The organism is Pseudomonas sp. JL23, assembly GCF_056933585.1.
In genome coordinates, this window is sequence record NZ_CM167795.1 from 5,919,014 (window position 1) to 5,939,300 (window position 20,287).

23 protein-coding genes are annotated in these 20,287 nt (G+C 59.7%); 10 read left to right on the top strand and 13 right to left on the bottom strand.

From position 1 onward, the window contains the following. Positions 1-25: 25 nt before the first annotated feature. Positions 26-1,570 (bottom strand): sugar ABC transporter ATP-binding protein, encoded by a 1,545-nt coding sequence (locus tag AC1Z24_RS27305; RefSeq protein ID WP_483743467.1) that lies wholly within the window; start codon positions 1,568-1,570, stop codon positions 26-28. 187 nt (positions 1,571-1,757) lie between these two features. Beyond that, positions 1,758-2,945: a DUF2252 family protein gene (locus AC1Z24_RS27310; RefSeq protein WP_483743468.1), complete on the bottom strand. Its 1,188-nt coding sequence runs from the start codon at positions 2,943-2,945 to the stop codon at positions 1,758-1,760. Positions 2,946-3,044: 99 nt separating this feature from the next. Between AC1Z24_RS27310 and AC1Z24_RS27315 the strand changes: the two genes are divergently transcribed. Beyond that, on the top strand, positions 3,045-4,193 hold the full coding sequence (locus AC1Z24_RS27315; RefSeq protein ID WP_483743469.1) for an epoxide hydrolase family protein: 1,149 nt from the start codon (positions 3,045-3,047) through the stop codon (positions 4,191-4,193). A gap of 12 nt (positions 4,194-4,205) precedes the next feature. Here the strand turns inward: AC1Z24_RS27315 and AC1Z24_RS27320 are convergent, their stop codons facing one another. The 3 genes from AC1Z24_RS27320 to AC1Z24_RS27330 all read right to left on the bottom strand — a co-directional run bounded on the left by AC1Z24_RS27320 (position 4,206) and on the right by AC1Z24_RS27330 (position 5,847). After that, a complete protein-coding gene (locus AC1Z24_RS27320; RefSeq protein WP_483743470.1) occupies positions 4,206-4,496 on the bottom strand; it encodes a type II toxin-antitoxin system RelE/ParE family toxin in 291 nt (96 codons plus the stop codon). After that, positions 4,489-4,734, bottom strand: coding sequence for a type II toxin-antitoxin system ParD family antitoxin (locus AC1Z24_RS27325; RefSeq protein WP_483743471.1), 246 nt, complete (start codon positions 4,732-4,734; stop codon positions 4,489-4,491). The genes AC1Z24_RS27320 and AC1Z24_RS27325 overlap by 8 nt, the downstream gene beginning before the upstream one ends. A 252-nt stretch (positions 4,735-4,986) precedes the next feature. After that, the gene (locus AC1Z24_RS27330) at positions 4,987-5,847 is read right to left on the bottom strand and encodes an AraC family transcriptional regulator (protein WP_483743472.1); all 861 of its coding nucleotides are present in this window, start codon (positions 5,845-5,847) and stop codon (positions 4,987-4,989) included. A gap of 457 nt (positions 5,848-6,304) precedes the next feature. Here AC1Z24_RS27330 and AC1Z24_RS27335 point away from each other — a divergent pair, with 457 nt between their 5' ends. Beyond that, on the top strand, positions 6,305-6,532 hold the full coding sequence (locus AC1Z24_RS27335) for a DUF6555 family protein (RefSeq protein ID WP_259106579.1): 228 nt from the start codon (positions 6,305-6,307) through the stop codon (positions 6,530-6,532). A gap of 78 nt (positions 6,533-6,610) precedes the next feature. On the opposite strand, the gene dctA is transcribed toward AC1Z24_RS27335, so the two are convergent. Both dctA and AC1Z24_RS27345 read right to left on the bottom strand, forming a co-directional pair. Beyond that, positions 6,611-7,930, bottom strand: coding sequence for a C4-dicarboxylate transporter DctA (dctA, locus tag AC1Z24_RS27340; RefSeq protein ID WP_483743473.1), 1,320 nt, complete (start codon positions 7,928-7,930; stop codon positions 6,611-6,613). Positions 7,931-8,018: 88 nt separating this feature from the next. After that, positions 8,019-9,191, bottom strand: a complete 1,173-nt coding sequence (locus tag AC1Z24_RS27345) for a mandelate racemase/muconate lactonizing enzyme family protein (RefSeq protein ID WP_483743474.1) — start codon at positions 9,189-9,191, stop codon at positions 8,019-8,021. 513 nt (positions 9,192-9,704) lie between these two features. Between AC1Z24_RS27345 and cydP the strand changes: the two genes are divergently transcribed. The 5 genes from cydP to AC1Z24_RS27370 are packed head-to-tail and all read left to right on the top strand — an operon-like array spanning position 9,705 to position 13,085. Then, a complete protein-coding gene (cydP, locus tag AC1Z24_RS27350) occupies positions 9,705-9,914 on the top strand; it encodes a cytochrome oxidase putative small subunit CydP (RefSeq protein WP_483743475.1) in 210 nt (69 codons plus the stop codon). Next, positions 9,911-11,485: a cytochrome ubiquinol oxidase subunit I gene (locus AC1Z24_RS27355; RefSeq protein ID WP_483743476.1), complete on the top strand. Its 1,575-nt coding sequence runs from the start codon at positions 9,911-9,913 to the stop codon at positions 11,483-11,485. The genes cydP and AC1Z24_RS27355 overlap by 4 nt, the downstream gene beginning before the upstream one ends. Before the next feature lie 10 nt (positions 11,486-11,495). Beyond that, on the top strand, positions 11,496-12,635 hold the full coding sequence (gene cydB, locus AC1Z24_RS27360) for a cytochrome d ubiquinol oxidase subunit II (protein ID WP_483743477.1): 1,140 nt from the start codon (positions 11,496-11,498) through the stop codon (positions 12,633-12,635). 38 nt (positions 12,636-12,673) lie between these two features. Next, a complete protein-coding gene (gene cydX / locus AC1Z24_RS27365; RefSeq protein WP_483743478.1) occupies positions 12,674-12,790 on the top strand; it encodes a cytochrome bd-I oxidase subunit CydX in 117 nt (38 codons plus the stop codon). Further along, complete coding sequence (locus tag AC1Z24_RS27370; protein ID WP_483743479.1) at positions 12,780-13,085, top strand: cyd operon YbgE family protein; 306 nt, start codon at positions 12,780-12,782, stop codon at positions 13,083-13,085. Before cydX ends, AC1Z24_RS27370 begins: the two co-directional genes overlap by 11 nt. 104 nt (positions 13,086-13,189) lie before the next feature. On the opposite strand, the gene AC1Z24_RS27375 is transcribed toward AC1Z24_RS27370, so the two are convergent. Continuing rightward, positions 13,190-13,459 carry a metal-sensing transcriptional repressor gene (locus AC1Z24_RS27375; protein ID WP_483743480.1) on the bottom strand — a complete coding sequence of 90 codons (270 nt, stop codon included), beginning with the start codon at positions 13,457-13,459 and terminating at the stop codon, positions 13,190-13,192. 139 nt (positions 13,460-13,598) lie between these two features. On the opposite strand from AC1Z24_RS27375, the gene AC1Z24_RS27380 reads away from it, so the two are divergent. Beyond that, complete coding sequence (locus AC1Z24_RS27380) at positions 13,599-14,480, top strand: LysR family transcriptional regulator (RefSeq protein WP_483743481.1); 882 nt, start codon at positions 13,599-13,601, stop codon at positions 14,478-14,480. Positions 14,481-14,595: 115 nt separating this feature from the next. On the opposite strand, the gene AC1Z24_RS27385 is transcribed toward AC1Z24_RS27380, so the two are convergent. After that, complete coding sequence (locus tag AC1Z24_RS27385) at positions 14,596-15,252, bottom strand: peroxiredoxin-like family protein (protein WP_483743482.1); 657 nt, start codon at positions 15,250-15,252, stop codon at positions 14,596-14,598. A 180-nt stretch (positions 15,253-15,432) separates the two neighbouring features. Between AC1Z24_RS27385 and AC1Z24_RS27390 the strand changes: the two genes are divergently transcribed. Beyond that, positions 15,433-16,302 (top strand): LysR family transcriptional regulator, encoded by an 870-nt coding sequence (locus AC1Z24_RS27390; protein ID WP_483743483.1) that lies wholly within the window; start codon positions 15,433-15,435, stop codon positions 16,300-16,302. A gap of 107 nt (positions 16,303-16,409) precedes the next feature. On the opposite strand, the gene AC1Z24_RS27395 is transcribed toward AC1Z24_RS27390, so the two are convergent. Continuing rightward, positions 16,410-17,276 (bottom strand): hypothetical protein, encoded by an 867-nt coding sequence (locus tag AC1Z24_RS27395; RefSeq protein WP_483743484.1) that lies wholly within the window; start codon positions 17,274-17,276, stop codon positions 16,410-16,412. A 51-nt stretch (positions 17,277-17,327) separates the two neighbouring features. Then, positions 17,328-18,260 (bottom strand): LysR family transcriptional regulator, encoded by a 933-nt coding sequence (locus tag AC1Z24_RS27400; RefSeq protein WP_483743485.1) that lies wholly within the window; start codon positions 18,258-18,260, stop codon positions 17,328-17,330. A 117-nt stretch (positions 18,261-18,377) separates the two neighbouring features. On the opposite strand from AC1Z24_RS27400, the gene tam reads away from it, so the two are divergent. Continuing rightward, complete coding sequence (gene tam / locus AC1Z24_RS27405) at positions 18,378-19,142, top strand: trans-aconitate 2-methyltransferase (protein WP_483743486.1); 765 nt, start codon at positions 18,378-18,380, stop codon at positions 19,140-19,142. Positions 19,143-19,284: 142 nt separating this feature from the next. On the opposite strand, the gene AC1Z24_RS27410 is transcribed toward tam, so the two are convergent. Together AC1Z24_RS27410 and AC1Z24_RS27415 are read right to left on the bottom strand one after the other, a co-directional pair. Then, entirely contained in the window at positions 19,285-19,758 is a 474-nt protein-coding gene (locus AC1Z24_RS27410; RefSeq protein ID WP_483743487.1) for a hypothetical protein, read from the bottom strand. A 21-nt stretch (positions 19,759-19,779) separates the two neighbouring features. Beyond that, positions 19,780-20,256: a hypothetical protein gene (locus tag AC1Z24_RS27415; RefSeq protein WP_483743488.1), complete on the bottom strand. Its 477-nt coding sequence runs from the start codon at positions 20,254-20,256 to the stop codon at positions 19,780-19,782. Between the last annotated feature and the right edge of the window lie 31 nt (positions 20,257-20,287).

A 20,287-nucleotide genomic window follows, 5' to 3' on the forward strand; every position in this document is an offset into this window, starting at 1 on the left:
CACGTTATTCTCCATCCTGTTTGAATCAGCCATGAGCGGCCACCTGCTCGCCACCGGTGGCGAAGTCGATAATGGCTTCCTGGGATATTTCATGCCCGGACGCGCCGCCTACCTGAGCAACCAACCGACCTTCGCGCATGACCAGCACGCGGTCGCAGGTGCCGATGATTTCCGGCAGCTCACTGGAGATCACCACAATGCCCACGCCCGCTTTCGCCAGCTGATTGATGATGCGATAGATTTCCGATTTGGAACCGATATCCACGCCACGGGTGGGCTCGTCGAGGATCAGCACGTGAGGCTTGACCTCCAACAGCCTCGCCAGCAGGACTTTTTGCTGATTGCCCCCGGACAGCGCGCCGACATTGACCTTGCCTGAAGCGACACGGATGGACAGCGAGCGGATGGCATCGGTAGCCCTTTGCGCAGCGTGCTTGCGGTCAAGTATTCCGCCCGCACGCGCGTCGGGAACACAGGCGCAGACATTGATGTTGTCGGCCACGCTCATGTCCAGAAACAGTCCCTGGGCCTTGCGATCTTCAGTGAGGTAAACGATGCCGGCGGCAATTGCATCGGCCGGATTACGCAACAGCGTCACGGGCTTGCCAGCCACCTCGAGGGTGCCGCCGGTACGAGGGTCGGCAGCAAAGATCAGCCGGGCCAATTCGGTACGTCCTGCACCGACGAGCCCGGCGATACCCAGCACCTCGCCGACGTGCAAATCGAAACTGCAGCCCCGCACACGCTTGCCATCGGCCATGTCACGTACCCGCATCACCACGGCGCCGGGGTCATAAGCGGCATGCTCTTTCTTGTAGAAGCCGGAAAGGTCACGGCCCACCATCATCTTGACCAGCACCTCGGCGGACAGCCCGTCCCGGGCCAACTCGCCGACATACTCGCCATCACGCAGTACCGAGACCCGGTCCGACAGCTCATAGATCTCGGCCATGCGATGGCTGATGTAGATAATCGCCAGCCCCTGACTGCGCAGTTGCTTGATCAGGCTGAACAAGCGATCCGTCTCGCGGGACGATAGCGGCGTCGTGGGTTCGTCCATCACCAGAATCTTGGCGTGGGCATGCAAGGCGCGGGCGATTTCCACCAGTTGGCGCTCGGCAATGGACAGGGTGGCGACCACGGTGGCCGGTTTGAACTCAGCCCCCAGGCGCGCCAGGACCTCGATGCAGCCGGCCTCCATGCCCTTGCGGTCGACGGTCCAGCCACGGCGCAGCTCACGCCCCAGGTAAATGTTTTCCGCCACCGTCAGGTTCGGGCACAGGCTCAGTTCCTGATAGATGACGGCAATACCGAGGTCTTTTGCTGTGCCGGGGTGATAACTGGCGACGGGCTGATCGTTGATGCGGATTTCCCCGCCATCGTCGGCCTGGTAGGCGCCCGAGAGGATCTTCATAAGGGTCGATTTGCCAGCACCGTTCTCCCCCATCAACGCGTGAATTTCACCGGGGAAGACTTTCAGGCCAACATTTTTCAGCACGCGCAGACCATTGAAGGTCTTGGATATGCCGCGCATTTCGAGCAGAGGAATGGCATGGGTTTCAAGGTGCATGAAGACCTCGGTATTTATTATTTTTGTATGTAGGCCATCTCGACAAAACGATGCCGACTGGTCTGACTGCGCTCGACTCTAGACACAAATATTTTCTTACGCAAGCACTAGAGAAACGTTTCAGCCATACGGGTTTGCAGAAGAAACCCGCCTATTGGCACATTGCGATCACTTTGAAATACCTGGCTCAGTGCTGCAACGCATACAACCGACAATGCTCCAGATAACCCTTCTCATGGCTGCCGACCAGTTCCACGACACTGGTCCATAGCCACGACGGCGCGTCGAATATGTGCGAGCGATTGGCTTGCAAATCCTTGATCCATGAGGCCCGCGTTGATAGGTCCATCTGCCGCGCGTGGGCGCGTCCTACAACGCCGGCAAGGTATCCTGCGGCACGCTTGGCTTCGGTCTGACTCAGTTGATCCAGTTCCAGCTTCATGTCCTGTGGCAACAGCTCACGCACGAAGAAACCATTGTCGAGAATGCGGGTGGCGAGCATCCGATTGCCCAAGCCGGGGGACAAGGATCGCGCGCCTTCGACGACGCGCTTGCCGTTGTCTCTGGGCATTGCCGCCCGCGCCGCATGTGGTGCGGCGGCGGCCACGGCTTGTTTGATATCGAGCAGGCAGAACTCTTGCTCATCGCCATCACCGACGCCTAGCAGCACCGCGTAACGCTGCAAGCCCAGCGAGCTGCAACCTTTTACCCAGTAAGCCGAGTCGAGCATTTCCACTCTGTCGTCACGGGATCGGCCTTTGAGCGAGGTGACCAGGGTGTGGATATCATCCGTGGCACACAGGGCTTTCAAGGCACTGCGCTCGGCGCGCGACAATGACCAGAAATGCTTGCCCAGGGGAATGGTCGGTTTGGTGTCCTCGATGCGCTCTTGGGCCAGATGTTTCCAGGTGCGTTGCACGGCACTGCGCATGCCGGCTTTCACCTGGGCAGGTCGCGGCGGCTCCTCTTCGTCATTACTGGACTCGAAGGCCTGCTCATAACCGCGCATCATTTCTTCGAGCATCCGCGCCGTGGCCACGCCGGGCAGATCCGAGCCGCGGGCGGCGGTGGCGAGAGACAGTCCCAAGCGCACCAGGTCATGCACAGGATTGCCGACGACGGTCTGATCGAGGTCGCGAATATGAATATCGATACGACCTTTCAGGTCGCCGGTCGGTCCAAGATTACCGGCGTGGCAATCGCCACAGATCCACACCGGCGGCCCGCTTGGCAGTCGGCGCCCAGGCTGGCTGTGCAGCCACTCATAGAATTGCACGGTACTGCCACGCACATAGGCATGGGCAGACCGGGCCATTTTCAGGTTGCGCAGTTCATCGAGAGGTTTGGTGCGGGCGGAGGGGCGAGGTGTTTTCATGAGGAATTCTTCGACAAGGTAAAACCTCCGACCTCGGCCAAGCCACAAATGTTGCAAGATATTTCAAAGCGCCTTCATCGCCTGATCGGGAGACCCGGCATGCATATCGAACCCTTCCACATCGACATCCCTGAAAGCCAACTGGCTGACCTGTGCGAACGCTTGCAGCGCACCCGGCTGCCGCAGCCCTTGGCCGGACAGGGTTGGAGCGAAGGTATCGATATCGGTGTGCTGCAGGAACTCATCGCTCATTGGTCAACGACCTTCGACTGGCGCGCGCAGGAAGCACAGCTCAACAGCCTGCCGCAGTTCATGGCTGAGGTCGGCGGGCAACGGGTGCACTTCATCCATCAGCAGGGTGTCGGGCCCAAGCCGATGCCGCTGATTCTGAGTCATGGCTGGCCGGGTTCATTTATCGAGATGCAGCGCATCATCCCGCTATTGACCGACCCTGGCAGCCACGGCGGTGATCCGGCGGATGCCTTTCATGTCGTGGTGCCGTCGTTGCCGGGCTACACCTTTTCCGCGCCCTTCAACCAGCCCGGCCATGGGCCTTATGAAATCGCCGGGCTGTGGGCTGAGCTGATGACGGGGCTAGGCTACGGGCGCTTTGCCGCCCAAGGCGGAGATATTGGTGCGGGCGTATCGACCTGGCTGGGGCTGCGCTTCCCCGAGCGCGTCAGCGGTATTCATCTCAACTTCATACCCGGCTCCTACAGCCCGAACCTCGATGCGAGCGCGCCACCGAAGACCGCAGACGAACAAGCCTTCCTGCAACGCGCCGCCGATTTTTTCGCCAGCGAAGGCGCCTATGCGCAAATCCAGCGAAGCAAACCCCAGAGCCTGGCCGTCGGCCTGAACGACTCCCCTGCCGGGCTGTTGGCGTGGATGGGCGAAAAGATCCTGTCCTGGTGTGATACCCACGACGGCCAACCCGCCATCGACCGCGACTGGCTGCTGACCAACGTGACGCTGTACTGGCTGACTCACTGCATCGGCTCGTCATTTCGCCAGTACGTCGAGGGCAGCAAACGGCCTTTACGACTCACCGGCAAAGAACGGGTAAAGCCACCGTTGGGCGTCGCCCTGTTTCCCAAGGAACTGCCGATGCCGCCGAGAAGCTGGGTGGAACGCGGCTATGACGTCGAGCGCTGGACCGAGATGGAGCATGGCGGGCACTTTGCGGCGATTGAACAGCCAGAGGCGTTGGCACGGGATATTCGGGCGTTTTTTCGAGGCAGGGATTAGTCGAGCGAGCAGTCAGATATGTCTCAAGGCATCCATACGATCATGCAGGATCCGAATGATCGCCCCACCGTAAGCGGTGACTCGATAGTAGATGACATGCCGCTCTACACTAAGCCGCCGATAGCCTGGATGTATGTGATCACAGGAAGGCGCTATCTTTGGGAACTGAGCCAGCTCAGAGAACGCTGATGCCATCAGGTCAATATAACGATTGGCCTGCTCTTCATCCCACTCGCTGAAGGTATATAACCAGATTGCCTCCAGGTCGCGCTCAGCGGCAGGAGTAAGACGATATTCAGCCATGCATTCTCGACATTCTTTGCTTGAAGCCTGCGGCGTCAAAGGGCCGAGGCTCACCACTGGACTCTCCCTCTAATAGGGCAGCGCGAATGGCCTCAATCTCAACGCTACGCTCCTGTTCTCGCCGGATCAGATCGCGAATATATTCGCTGTCATTTGTGTAGCGGCCCGCATCAATCTGCGCCTTGATCCAGCTTTCCTGCTGATCAGTAACGGTAATGGTTTTGCGCACAGTCCCCATGACTTGTCCTCAAAGGAATAATCGACAATGCACAGTTTGTCATACTATTGATGCGATAGCGCACCAGTAGTCGAATCCTCCCTTGCGCTGGCGCGAAGCCTGATATCGGACGAGATTCGTCACATCTTGCAGGCTTTTTGGGCGATCTGGTAAGCCGTCAACGACAGGTGAGTCGCTTGCCTTTATTTGCCTGAAGACCTTTCACCGCATCAATACCTGTAGAAAGGGGGCGCAGAATACCCCCGTCATTCCTTAAACCAGCGGTATATAAATATCCGTCAACCACTGATCCTGCGGCGTCTCGGGGTAAACGCTCAGGTAGTGAAAGAACAACGGATGATCCCGCAACTCCTCCCCACTGGTGGGCAGCCAGTCGCGGTAGATCGGGTAGATGGTTTCGCCGATATGGTCGGGCGAGCCGACATGCCGTACGACCACACAGCGACCAGCGGGGATGATCATCTCGCCGACACCAGCGGAATTTTCCCTCACGTCTTCGTGAATCTCACCACAGATGGCAAAGCGAAATTCGTCCGGCGGCGTGGTATCGGGATTGTTGTAGGGAATGCCGAAGGTACGGCTGGAGGCCACCGGCGATTGCCCGCTTGCCATGCGCCAGTCGATGAACCTGCGCACGCTTTCATTGACCTTCGCGGGGGCGCCATGGTGCTCCAGCATGGCAACCCTGACTTCGGCGAACTCGACGATTTGTACCTGCATGATGATGCTCCTGGAATGGTGGGGAATGACGAACGACTCATTCCAGACCTGCCAATTCGGCTGCCGGCTGAACAGCCCCGGCGCCATGCCAAACGAACGCCGGAACGCCCGGCTGAAAGCCTCCGGACTCTCGAAACCGGCATCAAGGGCCGCGTCCAGCACCGAGCAATCTGCCTGGGAAACCAGACGATGAGCCGCCCGACGCAAACGCATCAATTGCACATAACGTGCAACGGGAACGCCGACATAGCCGGTGAATTGCCGATGAAAATGAAACGCCGAAAAGTGTGCGACCTGGCTCAGCGTCTTCACCGACAGATCGCCTTCGAGATTTACATCAATGTAGGCAAGGACAGCGTCGAAACGTTTGGCGTAGGCCGCTTTGGTTGACATGGCGTTACCGTATGGAGGGTCTGGAACCAGTCGCCATGATCATCTGGATCCCAGAAGTGGCGCCTAGCCGGGTTTGCTCACCTTGTTCACTGTAGGTGCTGCCGAAGGCTGCGAAAACGGTGTATCCGGTAAATCTGTTCGCAGCCTTCGGCAGCGCCTACAGAAATTCATTCCAACCCAGATACGCTCATTGTATTTGAGCCGCCCTCCTCGTCCCGTGGCAATTCGGGTTTGCCCGCGATAAGCGACATTCCATTTGAATCGGACCGACGGGGATAAACACAACGAACGAATGGCATATGGCCTAGTCATAATTTAACGACTACTCCCTTACAAGGCTTCAAACGCAGTTCAGGCTTCCCATTTCTCTCGGCCTCACCTCCCGGCAGACCTCTCTGAATTCCAGGCACCATGGATTTACCCCTTTCGGGTACGGCTTCGGCCAAGAGGCTCCAAAATGACGATCGATACCCTCTATACCATTCACTATCTTTTAGATGGAGTGGTTAAGCACTTCTATGCCCGCGCCGCGCACCTGGATGACAGCAATGCAATTCGCCTGGCGGCGATGCACGCCTCAGAAAGCCTGAAGGGCTGGATTGCCCTGGGCTCGTCATGGGAAGTGGCAACGCAGAGAGCCGAGAAAATCGGGGTGACCAAGGTGCGTTGGAATGCCTCGGTGTGAACTCAGCACTATCGATGAAAGAGACCGCTGGCAGCGTCACGAATCCACACGCCTGACGCTGCCCGCCACAGGTTCGTCCTACACGTGACCTGATACTTCTCTGACCTCCTTCTTGCCCTTGGCCCTCTGTGCATTCATGGCCGCGATTTCCCGCGCAGCCTGGGCCTGGTCGAAAGAACCGTCCCACTTGGCAATCGCGATGGTGCCGATACCATTGCCGATCAGGTTCGTTACCGCCCGCGCTTCATTGAGAAAACGATCGACACCCAGCAGCAAGACCAGACCGACCAGCGGAATGCCATGGATCACCGACAGGGTCGCGGCCAGCGTAACAAATCCCGCCCCCGCCACACCCGCCGAACCTTTCGAAGTGAGCAGCAGCACGCCCAGCACGACCATCTGGTCCATGAGGGTCATGGGTGTGTTGGTGGCCTGGGCGACGAAGATCGCCGCCATGGTCAGGTAGATACAGGTGCCGTCGGAATTGAAGGTATAGCCCGTAGGCAAAACCATCCCCACCACCGATTTCTTGCAACCCAGTTTCTCCAGCTTGATCATCATCCGCGGCAACACCGCTTCGGTAGAGCAGGTGCCGAGGGTCACCAGGATCTCGTCCTTGAAGTAACGCAGGAACTGCAATAGCGGCAGGCCAGACCAGCGCGCCACACTGCCCAGCACAACCACGATGAACAGCAGTGTGGTGACGTACAGCGCGATCAGCAACTGCCCCAGGGACATCAGGGTACCGATTCCGTACTTGCCAATGGTGAAGGCCATGCCGGCACCAGCCCCCAGCGGCGCCAGCTTCATGACCATGGCGACGATGCGAAACAGACTCTGCAACAGCAGGTCGATCACGCTGACCAACGGCTTGCCGGTCTCACCCAGCTGTACCAGCGCCACACCCATCAGCACCGACACCAGAATGACCTGAAGCATCATGCCTTTGGCGAAGGCGTCAAACAGGGTGGACGGAATAATGTTGAGAAAGAACTCGACGATACCGCCCTGGGCCGCAGCAGCCTGGGCATAACCATTGACCGCACTGCCGTTGAGGCTGCCGATGTCGATGTTCATGCCGACGCCCGGCTTGAGGACGTTGACGACAACCAGGCCGATAACCAGCGCCAGGGTCGACACCACCTCAAAGTAGATCAGGGCCTTGCCGCCGATGCGCCCGACTTCCTTGACGCTGCCCATCTTGGCGATACCTACGACGACTGTGCCGAAAATGATCGGCGCCAGCAGCATTTTGATCAGCTTGATAAAGCCATCCGCCAAGGGTTGCAGCTTGGCGCCGATGTCGGGAAAAACAAAACCGATGGCACCACCGATAACGATGCCAATCAGGACCTGTACGTAGAGCTGGCCGTACCAGCGTGGGGACGTAGTGCTCATAGTGACCTCATTTTGTTTTTGTAGGAGGTAGAGCGAACCGGGGCGGCCTGATCAAGCCGCCCCGGCAGAGAGGGTCAAACGATCGAGATCAGACGCCCTCACCGAGTTCGCGCATCACCGCATACAGCGCCGACTTGGCTTCGAAGCCCACCCCCGGAATGTCCGGCAGACCGACGTAGCTGTTCTCGACCTTGATACCGTCGGCAAAGCCACCAAAGGGTTGGAACACGTCAGGGTAGGACTCGTTGCCGCCCAGATGCAGGCCCGCCGCGATATTCAGAGACATCTGGTGACCGCCGTGGGGCACGACGCGACGCGAGGACCAACCGAGGTCTTTCATCACGTCCAGGGTACGCATGTACTCGACCAGACCGTAGGACAGCGCACAGTCGAACTGTACGAAATCACGATCCGGACGCATGCCGCCGTGGCGCAGCAGGTTGCGTGCGTCCTGATGGGAGAACAGGTTCTCGCCGGTGGCCATGGGCAGCTCATAATGGTTGGCCAGTTCGGCTTGCAGGGCGTAGTCCAGCGGGTCGCCCACTTCCTCGTACCAGAACAGGTTGTAGGGTTTGATCGCTTCGGCGTAGGCAATGGCGGTCTTGATATCAAAGCGGCCATTGGCATCAACCGCCAGGCGACGGCCATCGCCGACCACTTCCAGCACGGCTTCGATGCGGCGGATGTCTTCGTCGAGCGATGCGGCGCCGATCTTCATTTTCACCACGTCATAGCCGCGGTCCAGATAGCTCTGCATTTCGGCCTGCAGCTTGGTCTGGTCCTTGCCGGGATAGTAGTAACCGCCAGCCGCGTAGACCCAGACCTTGTCATCGGCCACGCCACCGCGATAACGGTCGGCAAGCAGGCGGTAGAGGGGCTTGCCTTCGATCTTGGCCACGGCATCCCAGATCGCCATGTCGATGGTGCCCACCGCCACAGAGCGCTCGCCATGGCCGCCCGGCTTTTCGTTGGTCATCAGGGTTTTCCAGATGGCGAACGGGTCGAGGTTGTTGTTTTCCTTGTCGATCAGAGTCTCGGGGTCGGCTTCGCTGATCCGCGCCAGAAAGCGATCACGCATCAAAGCGCCCTGCCCATAACGACCATTGGAGTTGAAGCCATAGCCGATCACCGGCTTGCCATCACGGATAACATCCGTGATCACCGCCACGACCGAACAGGTCATCTTGGAAAAGTCGATATAGGCATTGGCAATGGGCGACGCGATGGAGACGGTTTTCTCGCGAATTTCCACGATACGCATGGGGAGTCCTCTCTGATTATTAGGCGGTGCCAGAGAACTCTAGGGCGGTCGCTGCTGCCGGGGCCAATGCTTAAAATCGAGGAGGTCATGCACGGGTGGCATTGCCTGCGACAACGCTGGATGGAGCAGAGCGTAGGGCTCTGCCGGTAAACATTGTGGGAGCGAATTTATTCGCGAAGGTCGGGCCAGGCGATACACCTTCACCACCTGAAATACTGTCTTCGCGAATGAATTCGCTCCCATAGAGGCATGATTTTCAAATTCAAGAAAGTATCAATACCAAACTGCGACACCCCGCCACAGCCCCTCGGCTAATACAGCAACAACCTTGATGTACGTCAATAAAGCCCGGCTTACATACCCGCACGGGTATGGAGTAGCATTATGCAATGAGTGTTCAGAATATAAAGATCACTCTCCCTACTCCCAACGGACATTGCTAAATGGCGGCAGTTTAACTGCGAGCGTCACTGTAATGCCCTGGCTGCTGATTAATATCGGAGTCGCCTTATCATGTCCAAAGACAGGCCCAAGTCGATATGGCGAATTCCACTGGCGCGGGATATTGGCATTATCCTGGTTATCAAATTAGTTATTCTCTTCAGCATCAAAGCCCTCTGGTTCAGTGAACCCGCCATCCCCGTGGATAACCAGGCAGGCGTAGCCGCGCATTTACTCGATACCCCACCTGTTTCGCAACTTACCGAGGAGAAACCGAGATGATCTCGGAATCCGTTGTCGACCTGTCGCGCCTGCAATTTGCAGTCACCGCGCTGTATCACTTCCTGTTTGTGCCATTAACGCTGGGCATGACCTTTCTGTTGGCGATCATGGAGTCGGTCTATGTGATGACCGGCAAACAGGTCTACAAGGACATGGTCAAGTTCTGGGGCAAGTTATTCGGCATCAACTTTGCCCTGGGCGTAACAACCGGTTTGACCATGGAGTTTCAATTCGGCACTAACTGGGCTTATTACAGCCATTACGTCGGCGATATCTTTGGTGCGCCCCTGGCGATTGAAGGGTTGATGGCGTTCTTTCTGGAGTCAACCTTTATCGGCCTGTTCTTCTTTGGCTGGGATCGCCTGACCCGCGTTCAGCATCTGGCGGTGACCTGGCTGGTGGCGATTGGCTCGAACATGTCGGCGCTGTGGATCCTGATTGCCAACGGCTGGATGCAGAATCCGGTGGGCGCCGAGTTCAACTTTGAAACCATGCGCATGGAACTGAGCAGCTTCGGTGCCCTGCTGTTCAACCCGGTGGCCCAGGTGAAGTTCGTGCACACCGTATCGGCGGGGTATGTAACCGGCGCAGTGTTTGTCCTGGCGATTTCCAGCTACTACCTGCTGAAGAAACGTGATCTGGCGTTCGCCCGGCGCTCTTTCGCCATTGCCGCGGTGTTCGGCCTGGCCTCGACCCTGTCGGTAATCCTGCTGGGTGACGAGTCCGGCTACGAAATCGGCGACGTGCAGACCACCAAACTGGCGGCCATCGAAGCCGAGTGGAACACCGAGCCCGCCCCTGCCGCGTTCACCCTGTTCGGCCTGCCCAATCAGGCGGAGCAACGCACCGACTACGCGGTGAAGATTCCCTATCTCATGGGCATCATCGCCACCCGCTCGGTGGACAAGCAGGTCACCGGCATCAAGGATCTGATCGCCCAGCACGAAGTGCGCATCCGCAACGGCATGCACGCCTACGGCCTGCTGGAAAAACTCCGTCACGGAGACAAGAGCCCGGCCAATATCGACGCCTTCAACGCGGTGAAACAGGACCTGGGCTACGGCCTGCTGCTGAAGAAATACACACCGAATGTGGTCGATGCCAGCGAAGCGAATATCAAGAAAGCGTCCCTGGATACCATCCCCAATGTCTTCACCATGTTCTGGACCTTCCGCCTCATGGTGCTCTCAGGCTTCCTGACCTTGGTGCTGTTCGTGCTGGCGGCCTGGGCGTCGATCAAGCGCAACGCCGAGAGCAAGCCGTGGCTGCTGCGCTTTGCCGTCTGTGCCCTGCCGCTGCCGTGGATCGCGACCCAGACCGGCTGGATCGTCGCCGAGCATGGCCGTCAGCCGTGGTCGATTGCCGAAGTGCTGCCGGTGCATCTGTCCGCTTCGTCACTGGCGGCGGGCGATGTATTGGGCTCGCTGTTGGCTCTGGTGGCGTTCTACACCGTGCTGTTGGTGATCGAGATGTACCTGATGATCAAGTTTGCCCGCCTTGGCCCGTCGAGCCTGCACACCGGCCGTTACCACTTCGAGCGTGACGCCGTCGCGCACACCGCACAGGCCTGAGGAGTTCGTCATGTTTGATTACGAGACACTGAAAGTGATGTGGTGGGTGCTGATCGGCGTTCTGCTGATCGGCTTTGCCCTGACCGATGGTTTTGACATGGGCGCCATGGCGTTGATGCCGTTCGTGGGCCGCACCGACAATGAGCGGCGCGTGGCGATCAACACCATCGCCCCGCACTGGGATGGCAATCAGGTGTGGTTCATCACCGCCGGCGGCGCGCTGTTCGCGGCCTGGCCGATGGTCTACGCCGTGGCCTTCTCCGGTCTGTACTGGGCGATGCTGCTGGTGCTGTTTGCCCTGTTCTGCCGCCCGGTAGGGTTCGACTACCGCAGCAAGCTTGAGAACAAGACCTGGCGCACGGCGTGGGACTGGGCGCTGTTTGTCGGCGGCGCGGTGCCGGCCCTGTTGTTTGGCGTGGCGTTCGGCAATCTGTTCCTCGGCCTGCCTTTTCATCTCGACGAATTCATGCGCTCGTCTTATGAAGGCTCATTCTTTGGCCTGCTGCACCCTTTCGCTCTGCTCGCGGGCGTGGTCAGCCTGAGCATGCTCAGCGCCCACGGCGGCGCCTGGCTGATGCTGCGCACCGATGCCGAGCTGCATGCCCGCTCCCGTATCGCGACTCGCCTGTGTGCGCTGATTTACCTGATTGCCTTTGCCGGGGCCGGTGTCTGGCTGGTGTCGTCGATTACCGGGCTGAGCCTGGTGTCGAGTCTGGATACCAATGCGGCACTCAATCCCCTGAGCAAGCAGGTGCTGGCCGATAACCACGGCTGGCTGGCCAACTACAGCGCCTACCCGTTGACCCGCATCGCGCCGATCCTCGGCCTGGCCGGTGGCCTGCTGGCACTGCTTGGTGCGCAGATCAACCGCGCAGGCCTGGCCTTCCTCGGCAGCAGCCTGGCGATTGTCGGCACGATCTGCACGGCGGGCTTTGCGCTGTTCCCGTTCGTGTTCCCGTCGAGCCTTGATCTGGCCTCGAGCCTGACCCTGTGGGACGCGGTATCCAGCCACAAGACCCTGGGCATCCTGTTTGTCGTGGCCTGCGTATTCGTGCCGTTGATCCTCGGCTACACGCTGTGGTGCTACACCCGCATGTGGGGTCGCCTGGGCGACAAACACATCGAAGCCAACCCCCACGGGCTGTACTGATCGCCTCACTATCCGCCCCGAGGGGCAAGGAGCACATCATGTGGTATTTCGCCTGGATACTCGGCGTCCTGCTGGCCTGCAGTTTCGGCATCATCAACGCCCTGTGGCTGGAGACCCGGCAGAACCTCGATGAAGAGGTGTCGGGTGAACAGTAACGCCCGCCCCTGGCTGCAACGCGGGTACACCCGCGTTGTTTCCCTGCTGTTGGCGGGGCCGTTGTCACTGATTTTTCTGGTGCATCCGGCGGCCCTGCTCGACGCCAACGGCCACTACAGCCACGGCCTGATTTCCCTGAGCATGCTCGGCATGTCCACGGGCTTCATTCATGGCGTGGGTTTCGACCCGCACGGCCGGCTGTGGCGGACGGTGTTTCATCCGCTGCTGGGCTGGGTGTGGATGGGGTTGGGATATGGGCTGTTGTGGCAGGCCAGGGTGCAGGGTGCAGCATGATCACATGACTGTGGGACCGGCTTCAGCCGGGAAGGGGCCGGTCACTTCAACGCATCTTCAGCGCCATAAATGCCGCCTTCCCGGCTAAAGCTGGTCCCACCCTGTTAGGTGTATTTGGTAAAAATCCCCCGCACCTGCGTCAGCTTTTCTTCAACGCTCTGCCCATCATCGACCATGGCATCTTCCACCAGGCACATCAGCAATTCCTGATACGCCTTGTCCAGCGCCTTGCGCGCTGCGCGGAACTGCACGGCCACGGCCTCGCATTCAACTCCGCGTTTGATCATCGCCTGAATGCCGCGAATCTGCCCCTCGACCCGGGCCAGTCGCTTGAGCATTGCGTCGTGATTCTGTGTGTGTTCCTGACTGTTCATTTCCTGACCCTGGATAACGTCGCCCGGCGATTCTACGACCGGTGCGTCAGCCGCCTCGCGACTCAGGTCAATAGAGGCGCCGTCTGACCGAAGAGGGTAGTCTTGTCGGCGCTTAAGACTCATTCCGTGGAGGAATAAAATGGACCGGCTGTCAGCAATGGAAACCTTTGTCTGCGTGGTCGAGACGGGATCGTTCTCGGCAGCGGCGCGGCGGCTCAAGGTCGGCCAGCCTGCGGTTTCCAAGGTTGTCGCGCAATTGGAAGAGCGCCTGGGCGTGCGTCTGTTGCTGCGTTCGACCCGGGGCCTGAGCCCGACCGAAGCCGGGGTGGCATTTTTCGAGCGGGCCAAGCGCGCCATCGAAGAGGCCGACGAAGCCGATCTGGCAGCACGGGGCGCAGGCTCAGGGTTGCGCGGAACGCTGCGCATCTGCGCCGCAGTGACCTTTTCGCGGCTGCATATCCTTCCGCATTTGAGTGGCTTTCTGGAACAGCATCCGGACCTCGATATCGATGTGATACTCGATGACCGCAACGTCAATCTGATCGAAGAAGGTATCGATGTCGCCCTGCGCATGGGTGAGCTGCCCGATTCGGGGCTGACGGCACGCAAGATCGGCGAATGCCCGCGCATGGTGCTGGGCACGCCCACCTATTTTGAGCAGCACGGCGTGCCTTGTTCACCGGCCGATCTGGCGGGGCATCAGGCAGTGATTTATTCGCAGCATGGCGGTGGCGCACATTGGCAGTTCAAGAAGGGCAGCACCGAGCAATCGGTCACTGTATCGGGGCGGGTGCGGGTCACGGCGGCAGAAGGCGTGCGAACCACCGTGTTGTCCCATCTGGGTATCACCTTGTCATCGCAATGGATGTTCTCTCCGGAACTGGCCAGTGGCGAAATTCGTCAGGTGCTGCAGGAATGGCAACTGCCCGTACTGGACCTGTGGGCGGTTTTTCCGACCGGGCGCATGGCCAGCGCCAAGGCCCGGGCGTTTGTTGAGTATGTGGAGCAGTTGTTGAAGTAAGGCGGTGTTTGTGGGACTGGCTTTAGCCCGGCAGACCCTGTTGCAGGAGACGGATTGATATCGATCATACCTGTCCTCTCCCGGCTAAAGCCGGTCCCACATTTACCTCTGCTTGTCAGCCACGCAATGCAGGCAGCAACTCCGACGGATCAGGACGCAGGGTGTAGTCCGGGTTCACTTCCGCGTAGGTGATGATCCCGTCCGTACCGATGACAAAACGGGCAGGCATGGGCAGCGTCCAGCTCGGGTCATCATTGATTTTCGGCAGGTCGTTGCCGAAGTTTTTGTACAGTTCGATCAGGTAGTCCGGCAGGGTAAAGCGCAGGCCGAACGCGGCGGCCACGTCGTTCTTGCTGTCGCTGAGGATCGGGAAGCTTAACTCGTTCTGGCGCACCGACTTGCGGCTGTTGGCCTTGATCTGTGGGGAGATGGCGACAAGGCTGGCGCCCAGGTTGCGAATGGCCGGCAGTGCCGCTTCAAGCGCCTGCAATTCCATGTTGCAGTACGGGCACCACACGCCACGGTAGAAACTCAGCACCAATGGCCCCTTGGCCAGCAGCTCGGCGGACGAAACCGGATTGCCGTCAGGATCCTGCAGGGTAAATTCCGGTGCCTTGTCGCCCGCCTTCAGCGCGCGCTCGGCCTGGCCGCTGGCGATCAGGGCATCGGTGGCCTTCTTCATGGTCGCGTGTACTTGAGGCGGAGCGTTGTAAGGTGGTTTGCCGCTCTGGAAGTCGGCCTTGAATGCATCGAGTTTGGCTTGAAGGGTCATGATCGTTACCTGTCTGGCTGAGTGAGTAAGTGTCTAAATCGCCAGGCCATGGTCACAGTCGCGCCATGCCCCCGGTAGAAGGGCCGGGGGCATAGCTTCTATTCTTTGCCGGAATGTCATGCCCGCGCAGGGTCACACCTGGGCTAGAATCGGCCGACTCACATAGCGGTAGCAGCGCCCATGGAACTCGCCTGGCTGGAAGACTTCGTCGCACTCGCCGAACTGGAAAACTTTTCCCGGGCGGCGGATGCGCGGCATGTCACGCAACCGGCGTTCAGCCGACGTATTCGTGCGCTGGAAAACTGGATGGGGGTCGATCTGTTCGAACGCACGACCCAGGGCGCGACCCTCACCGATGTCGGCCGACAGATGCTCGGCAACGCCCAGGACATGACTCGACGCCTGCATCAGATGCGCCTGGACGCCCGGGAATTGGCGGGCAAGCAGTTACGCACGCTGTACTTCGCCGCGACCCATTCGCTGTCCTTCAACTTCTTTCCCGGCTGGATAAGAAGCACCGAACGCGAGGCGCCCATAGAGGCGGTGCGCCTGCACTCGGACAACATGCGTGTGTGCGAGCAGATGCTGCTCAATGGCGAGGTGCAGTTTCTGCTCTGCCATCATCATGCGGACGTACCGCCGCGTTTTCCCAGCGAGCAATTCCTTGGCAAGACCATCGGCAGCGACCGCCTGATCCCCCTTTGCGCGCCTCAGGCCATCAGCGAGGTAACTGCCGACACCCGGCCTTATCTGGGCTACACCGCCGACTCCGGGCTGGGCCGCATCGTCAACTGGCGCCTGAATCGTTCCCAGCCTGAGCAACATCTGGAGAGTCGTTTCAACTCGCACTTGGCGGCAGTGCTGCTGTCCATGGCTCTGGAAGGCAAAGGCATGGCCTGGCTGCCCGCGACCCTGGCCGAAAGCGAGATGCAGCAACAGCGTCTGGTGCGGGCACTGGATGAGCAGTGGGATATACCCGTGCAGATCCGCCTGTTCCGCGCCCGTACACCGCTGAGTGATTTTGCCGAGGCGTTTTGGGGGAAGTTGTAGGGATCTTTGATTTCGAATGAGAGGTTATAGGAGCTGCCGAAGGCTGCGAAAGCGCTGTGCCAGCTAAATCCATTCGCAGCCTTCGGCAGCTCCTACAGTGCGCGCGATCAAGAAAGCTGCGTTGTCAGCTGTGCCCTGGTCACCAATCCCTCGATCCACTCGGCATCCTGCGCATTCACTACGCCATAGCGATTCGGGTAGCAAAACGCCCAGAGGTGAGCGATTTCGTTGAGCCGTTGTTCTTCCGCGCGGGTCAGCCAATAGAGGGTTTGCACCAACGGCAGCGGCTCACCCGAATAGCGCCGGGCAAGGGCCAGATTAGTGCCCGGAGCAAAGGCGATGGACAGCGCTTGACTGGGCTTCAAGCGTTTCGCCGGGTCGGGCAGGCGCGGTGTGTCGTAGCTGAAATTGCCCTGGTAATTCTGCCGCAATACCAGCCAGTGGCCGGCAGCAGTACGGGCGAGCATCCATTCCGATATGCCGCTGTCCGGCACCACCTGCATACGCCCGTCAATCCACAGGCTGATGGTACTGATATCCGGGTCGTAGTCGTTGGACCACAAGCTGATCCCCGACAGCAACCTGTGGTGCTCCAGCTCGACCACACCCTGCACCGGCATCTCGGGCCAGTAGCGTTTGAGCCGGGAGTATTTGCCATGTAGTCCGTTGTACAGCGCCCAGCCGCCGACAAACAGCAGTGTGGCGACAATCAGCCAGCCGACTGACCCGGCCATCGCGTCATCTGGATTGAAGTCGTCGGCGACGCCCCGCCATACCGCCAGGCCGATGAAAAAAATCAGCGCTGGCACAAAGCTGCCGACGGCCAGTGGAAATAGCAGGATCTGTAGCCAGCCGGTCTGATGCACGGCGGCGCGCTCATGGGCCCAGGCCTGTTCCTCGGGGCTCATCGGCGCCTTCTCGCGAGGGCCGATCCTCGGGTCCGGGGTATTGAAGGCGTAATAGTCGTCAGCCATAGCGACTCGATTCCTTGACGGGCCAGCGCGGCAAGGCACAGCATGAACGCTTCACTCTGTCGTGACCATCAGGCTCTGGGCCTCGAGTTGCACCGCTTGCATCAGGCTCTGGCGAAAGCGCTGCAACACGGCGGACTGATCACCAATGCGCGTCGCCAGATGCAAGGGCGCAGTCAGGCCGGGGCAATCGCTGAGGCCGCGATAGGCAATGCCGTCGCCGCGCAATCGCCGCATCGAGGCGGGCACGATGGACAGGCCAAGGCCCGCAGCAACCAGGCTCAAGGTTGAGGTCAGGCGCGGCGCTTCCTGAACCACCAACGGGCTGAATCCTGCAGCACGGCAGGCGGCGAGGATCACATCGTAGAGGCCCTGCCCGGCCCGTCGCCGATACAGGACAAAAGCCTCGTCGGCCAATGCTGAAAGGGGCAACGGCGCATCACCGGACAGCGACAATGGATGATGCAACGGCATCGCCAACAGCATCGGTTCAGTCAGGATCGGCTCACTCTGCAAGGTCGGCATGCCGCTCAGGCTCGAGCGCACGAAGGCAGCGTCAAGGCGCTCGTGCAACAGCGCGTCCATCAACTCGCCGGTCCCCGCTTCTTCCAGCAACACCGTCACACCCGGTAACGCTTCGCGAAAACCCCGCAGCACGTCCGGCACCAACGGATGCAAGGACGCCGAACTGGTAAAGCCCACGGCCAGCCGCCCCTGCTCACCCCGGGCCGCGCGCTGCACCACGCGGGTCACTTCTTCGGCCCGGGCCAGCAGAACGCGAGCCTCCTCAAGCAGGGCCAACCCCGCCGGGGTCGGCCGCACACCACGGGGCAGACGCTCCATCAGGGTCACGCCCAGCTCCGCCTCAAGGCTCTGCAACAGCCGGGTCAGAGGCGGCTGCTGCATGCCCAGGCGCTCGGCGGCACGGGTGATGTGGCCTTCTTCGGCGATGGCGATGAAGGCATGCAAACGACGAAGCTCGAGCAAACTCATACCTTTTAAGTATTGATAAACGTCATTTCTAGCATTTGTAAACATGCCGGGCAAGGCTTAGCCTTCGTTGTACCGACGTGAAAGCACTGCATAAAAAGATGAGGAAAGCCGATGACCTGGTCAGCCAAGCTGTATTCGACGTTTGAGCAAGAACGTACCCGCCCGGTGCGCGACTTGGTGGCCGCTATTGCCACCTCCGACGTGCAGACCGCCGTCGACCTGGGCTGCGGCCCCGGCAATTCCACCGAAGTGCTGGCCCAGCGCTTTGCCGACGCCAGCATCAGTGGCATGGACAGCTCCGAGGACATGCTGGTCAACGCCCGTGAACGTCTGCCCGCGTTGAATTTCGAGCTGGCCGACATTGCCAGCTGGGACCCGGCGCAGACATTCGACGTGATACTCGCCAACGCTTCGCTGCAATGGGTGCCTGACCATGCCAGCCTCTATCCGCACCTGCTGAGCAAGCTCAACCCCGGCGGCAGCCTGGCGGTGCAGACCCCGGACAATATGGAAGAACCTTCACATCGCCTGGCCCGGGAAGTCGCAGCCAGCGGGCCGTGGGCAAGCAAGATCGGCACGGTCAAGCACCCACCGAGGCACAACGCCAGTTATTACTACGAACTGCTGCACGAACACTGTAGCTCAGTGGATGTCTGGCGCACGACCTATCATCATCCGTTGGCGGGCGGTCATCAGGCGGTTGTTGAATGGGTCAAGGCCACGGCGCTACGGCCCTATCTGACGCCGTTGGATGAAGCGGAAAAAGAAGCGTATCTGGCGAAATATCTGCAAGCCATCAGCCAGGCTTATCCGTTGCTGCCTAACGGTACGGTGTTGTTTCCGTTTCCGCGGTTGTTTGTGGTGGCCAAGCGTTAATCAATCCCAAGGCTGACACACAACCACTGTGGGACCGGCTTTAGCCGGGAAGGCGTAGGCATGATCGATACATCTCTGTCGTCGGTCAGAGCGTCTTCCCGGCTAAAGCCGGTCCCACATTGCACAGCCGATCATGCAGCTGTCAGGCATGCCCGAAGCCAATCAACCCCGCCGCCTTGGTGACCTGTTCCGCAGGCAGTTTCATGTCGCTCATGGTCTTGTTCATCTCGCGAGTCGCGCTCATCAGTGATTGATTCAGGACCGTCAGCTCCATTTGCAGCTGGCGGGTCTTGATCTCCCGTGCCTTGGGCGAGAGGGAGGGATCCTTGGCCACGGCTTGCAGCTCGTCCATCTTCTTGGTGATCTGCTCCTGGATCCGGCGAATCATCTTCAACTGATCCTTGACCACCGTCGGCAGGTTGCTGGCGTCGATATCGGCGTCCTTGTTGACCGTCTTGGCCTGACTCGACAACGTTACTTGCACACCCAGGCGAGCCGGAGTTTGTGCCTCGGCGGTGGCGGCCTTGTCACTGGTCGGCGCGACGGGCAAAGGCAACTCCACAGACGGCGTCCGCGTCGTCGAGGGGTTATTGCGCAAGGTCAAACTGAATTGCATGGCAGCCTCCAGGCGTCCGGGTCAGGACGGTTCCTTGTCCATCAGCTTGTTGGCTTCACCAATCTGATCCAGGGGCAAGGTCATTTCGCCCATGGTCTTGCCGATACTGTTGGTCGCCACGGTCATGGTGTTGCTCAGGTTGGTCATCTCCAACTGCAGCAGCCGTGCCTTGACCTCGCGCTCCTTGGGCGTCAGCAGATGGTTTTTCATCACCGCCTTGAGTTCGGCTTTTTTCTCGGCGATCTGCAACTGAATGCGGCGGATGGTCTTGAGCTGCTCCTTGACCGTGGTTGGCAGCTTGCTCGCATCGATATCAGCAAATTGCCGGTCGTAGCGAGCCTTGCTCAGGCCTTTGTCAGAGAGCAGCACCTCGACGCCCGGCTTGGCCGGAGTCTCTTCGTGGGCAGGCACGGCCTTGGCTGATAAAGCGGCCGACAAGGCGTCGACGATCAGGCTCTGGGGCGACGGGCTGTTACTTAATGTCAGGCTGAATTCCATACAGGCCTCCATGCGATTGCCTGCAATATCG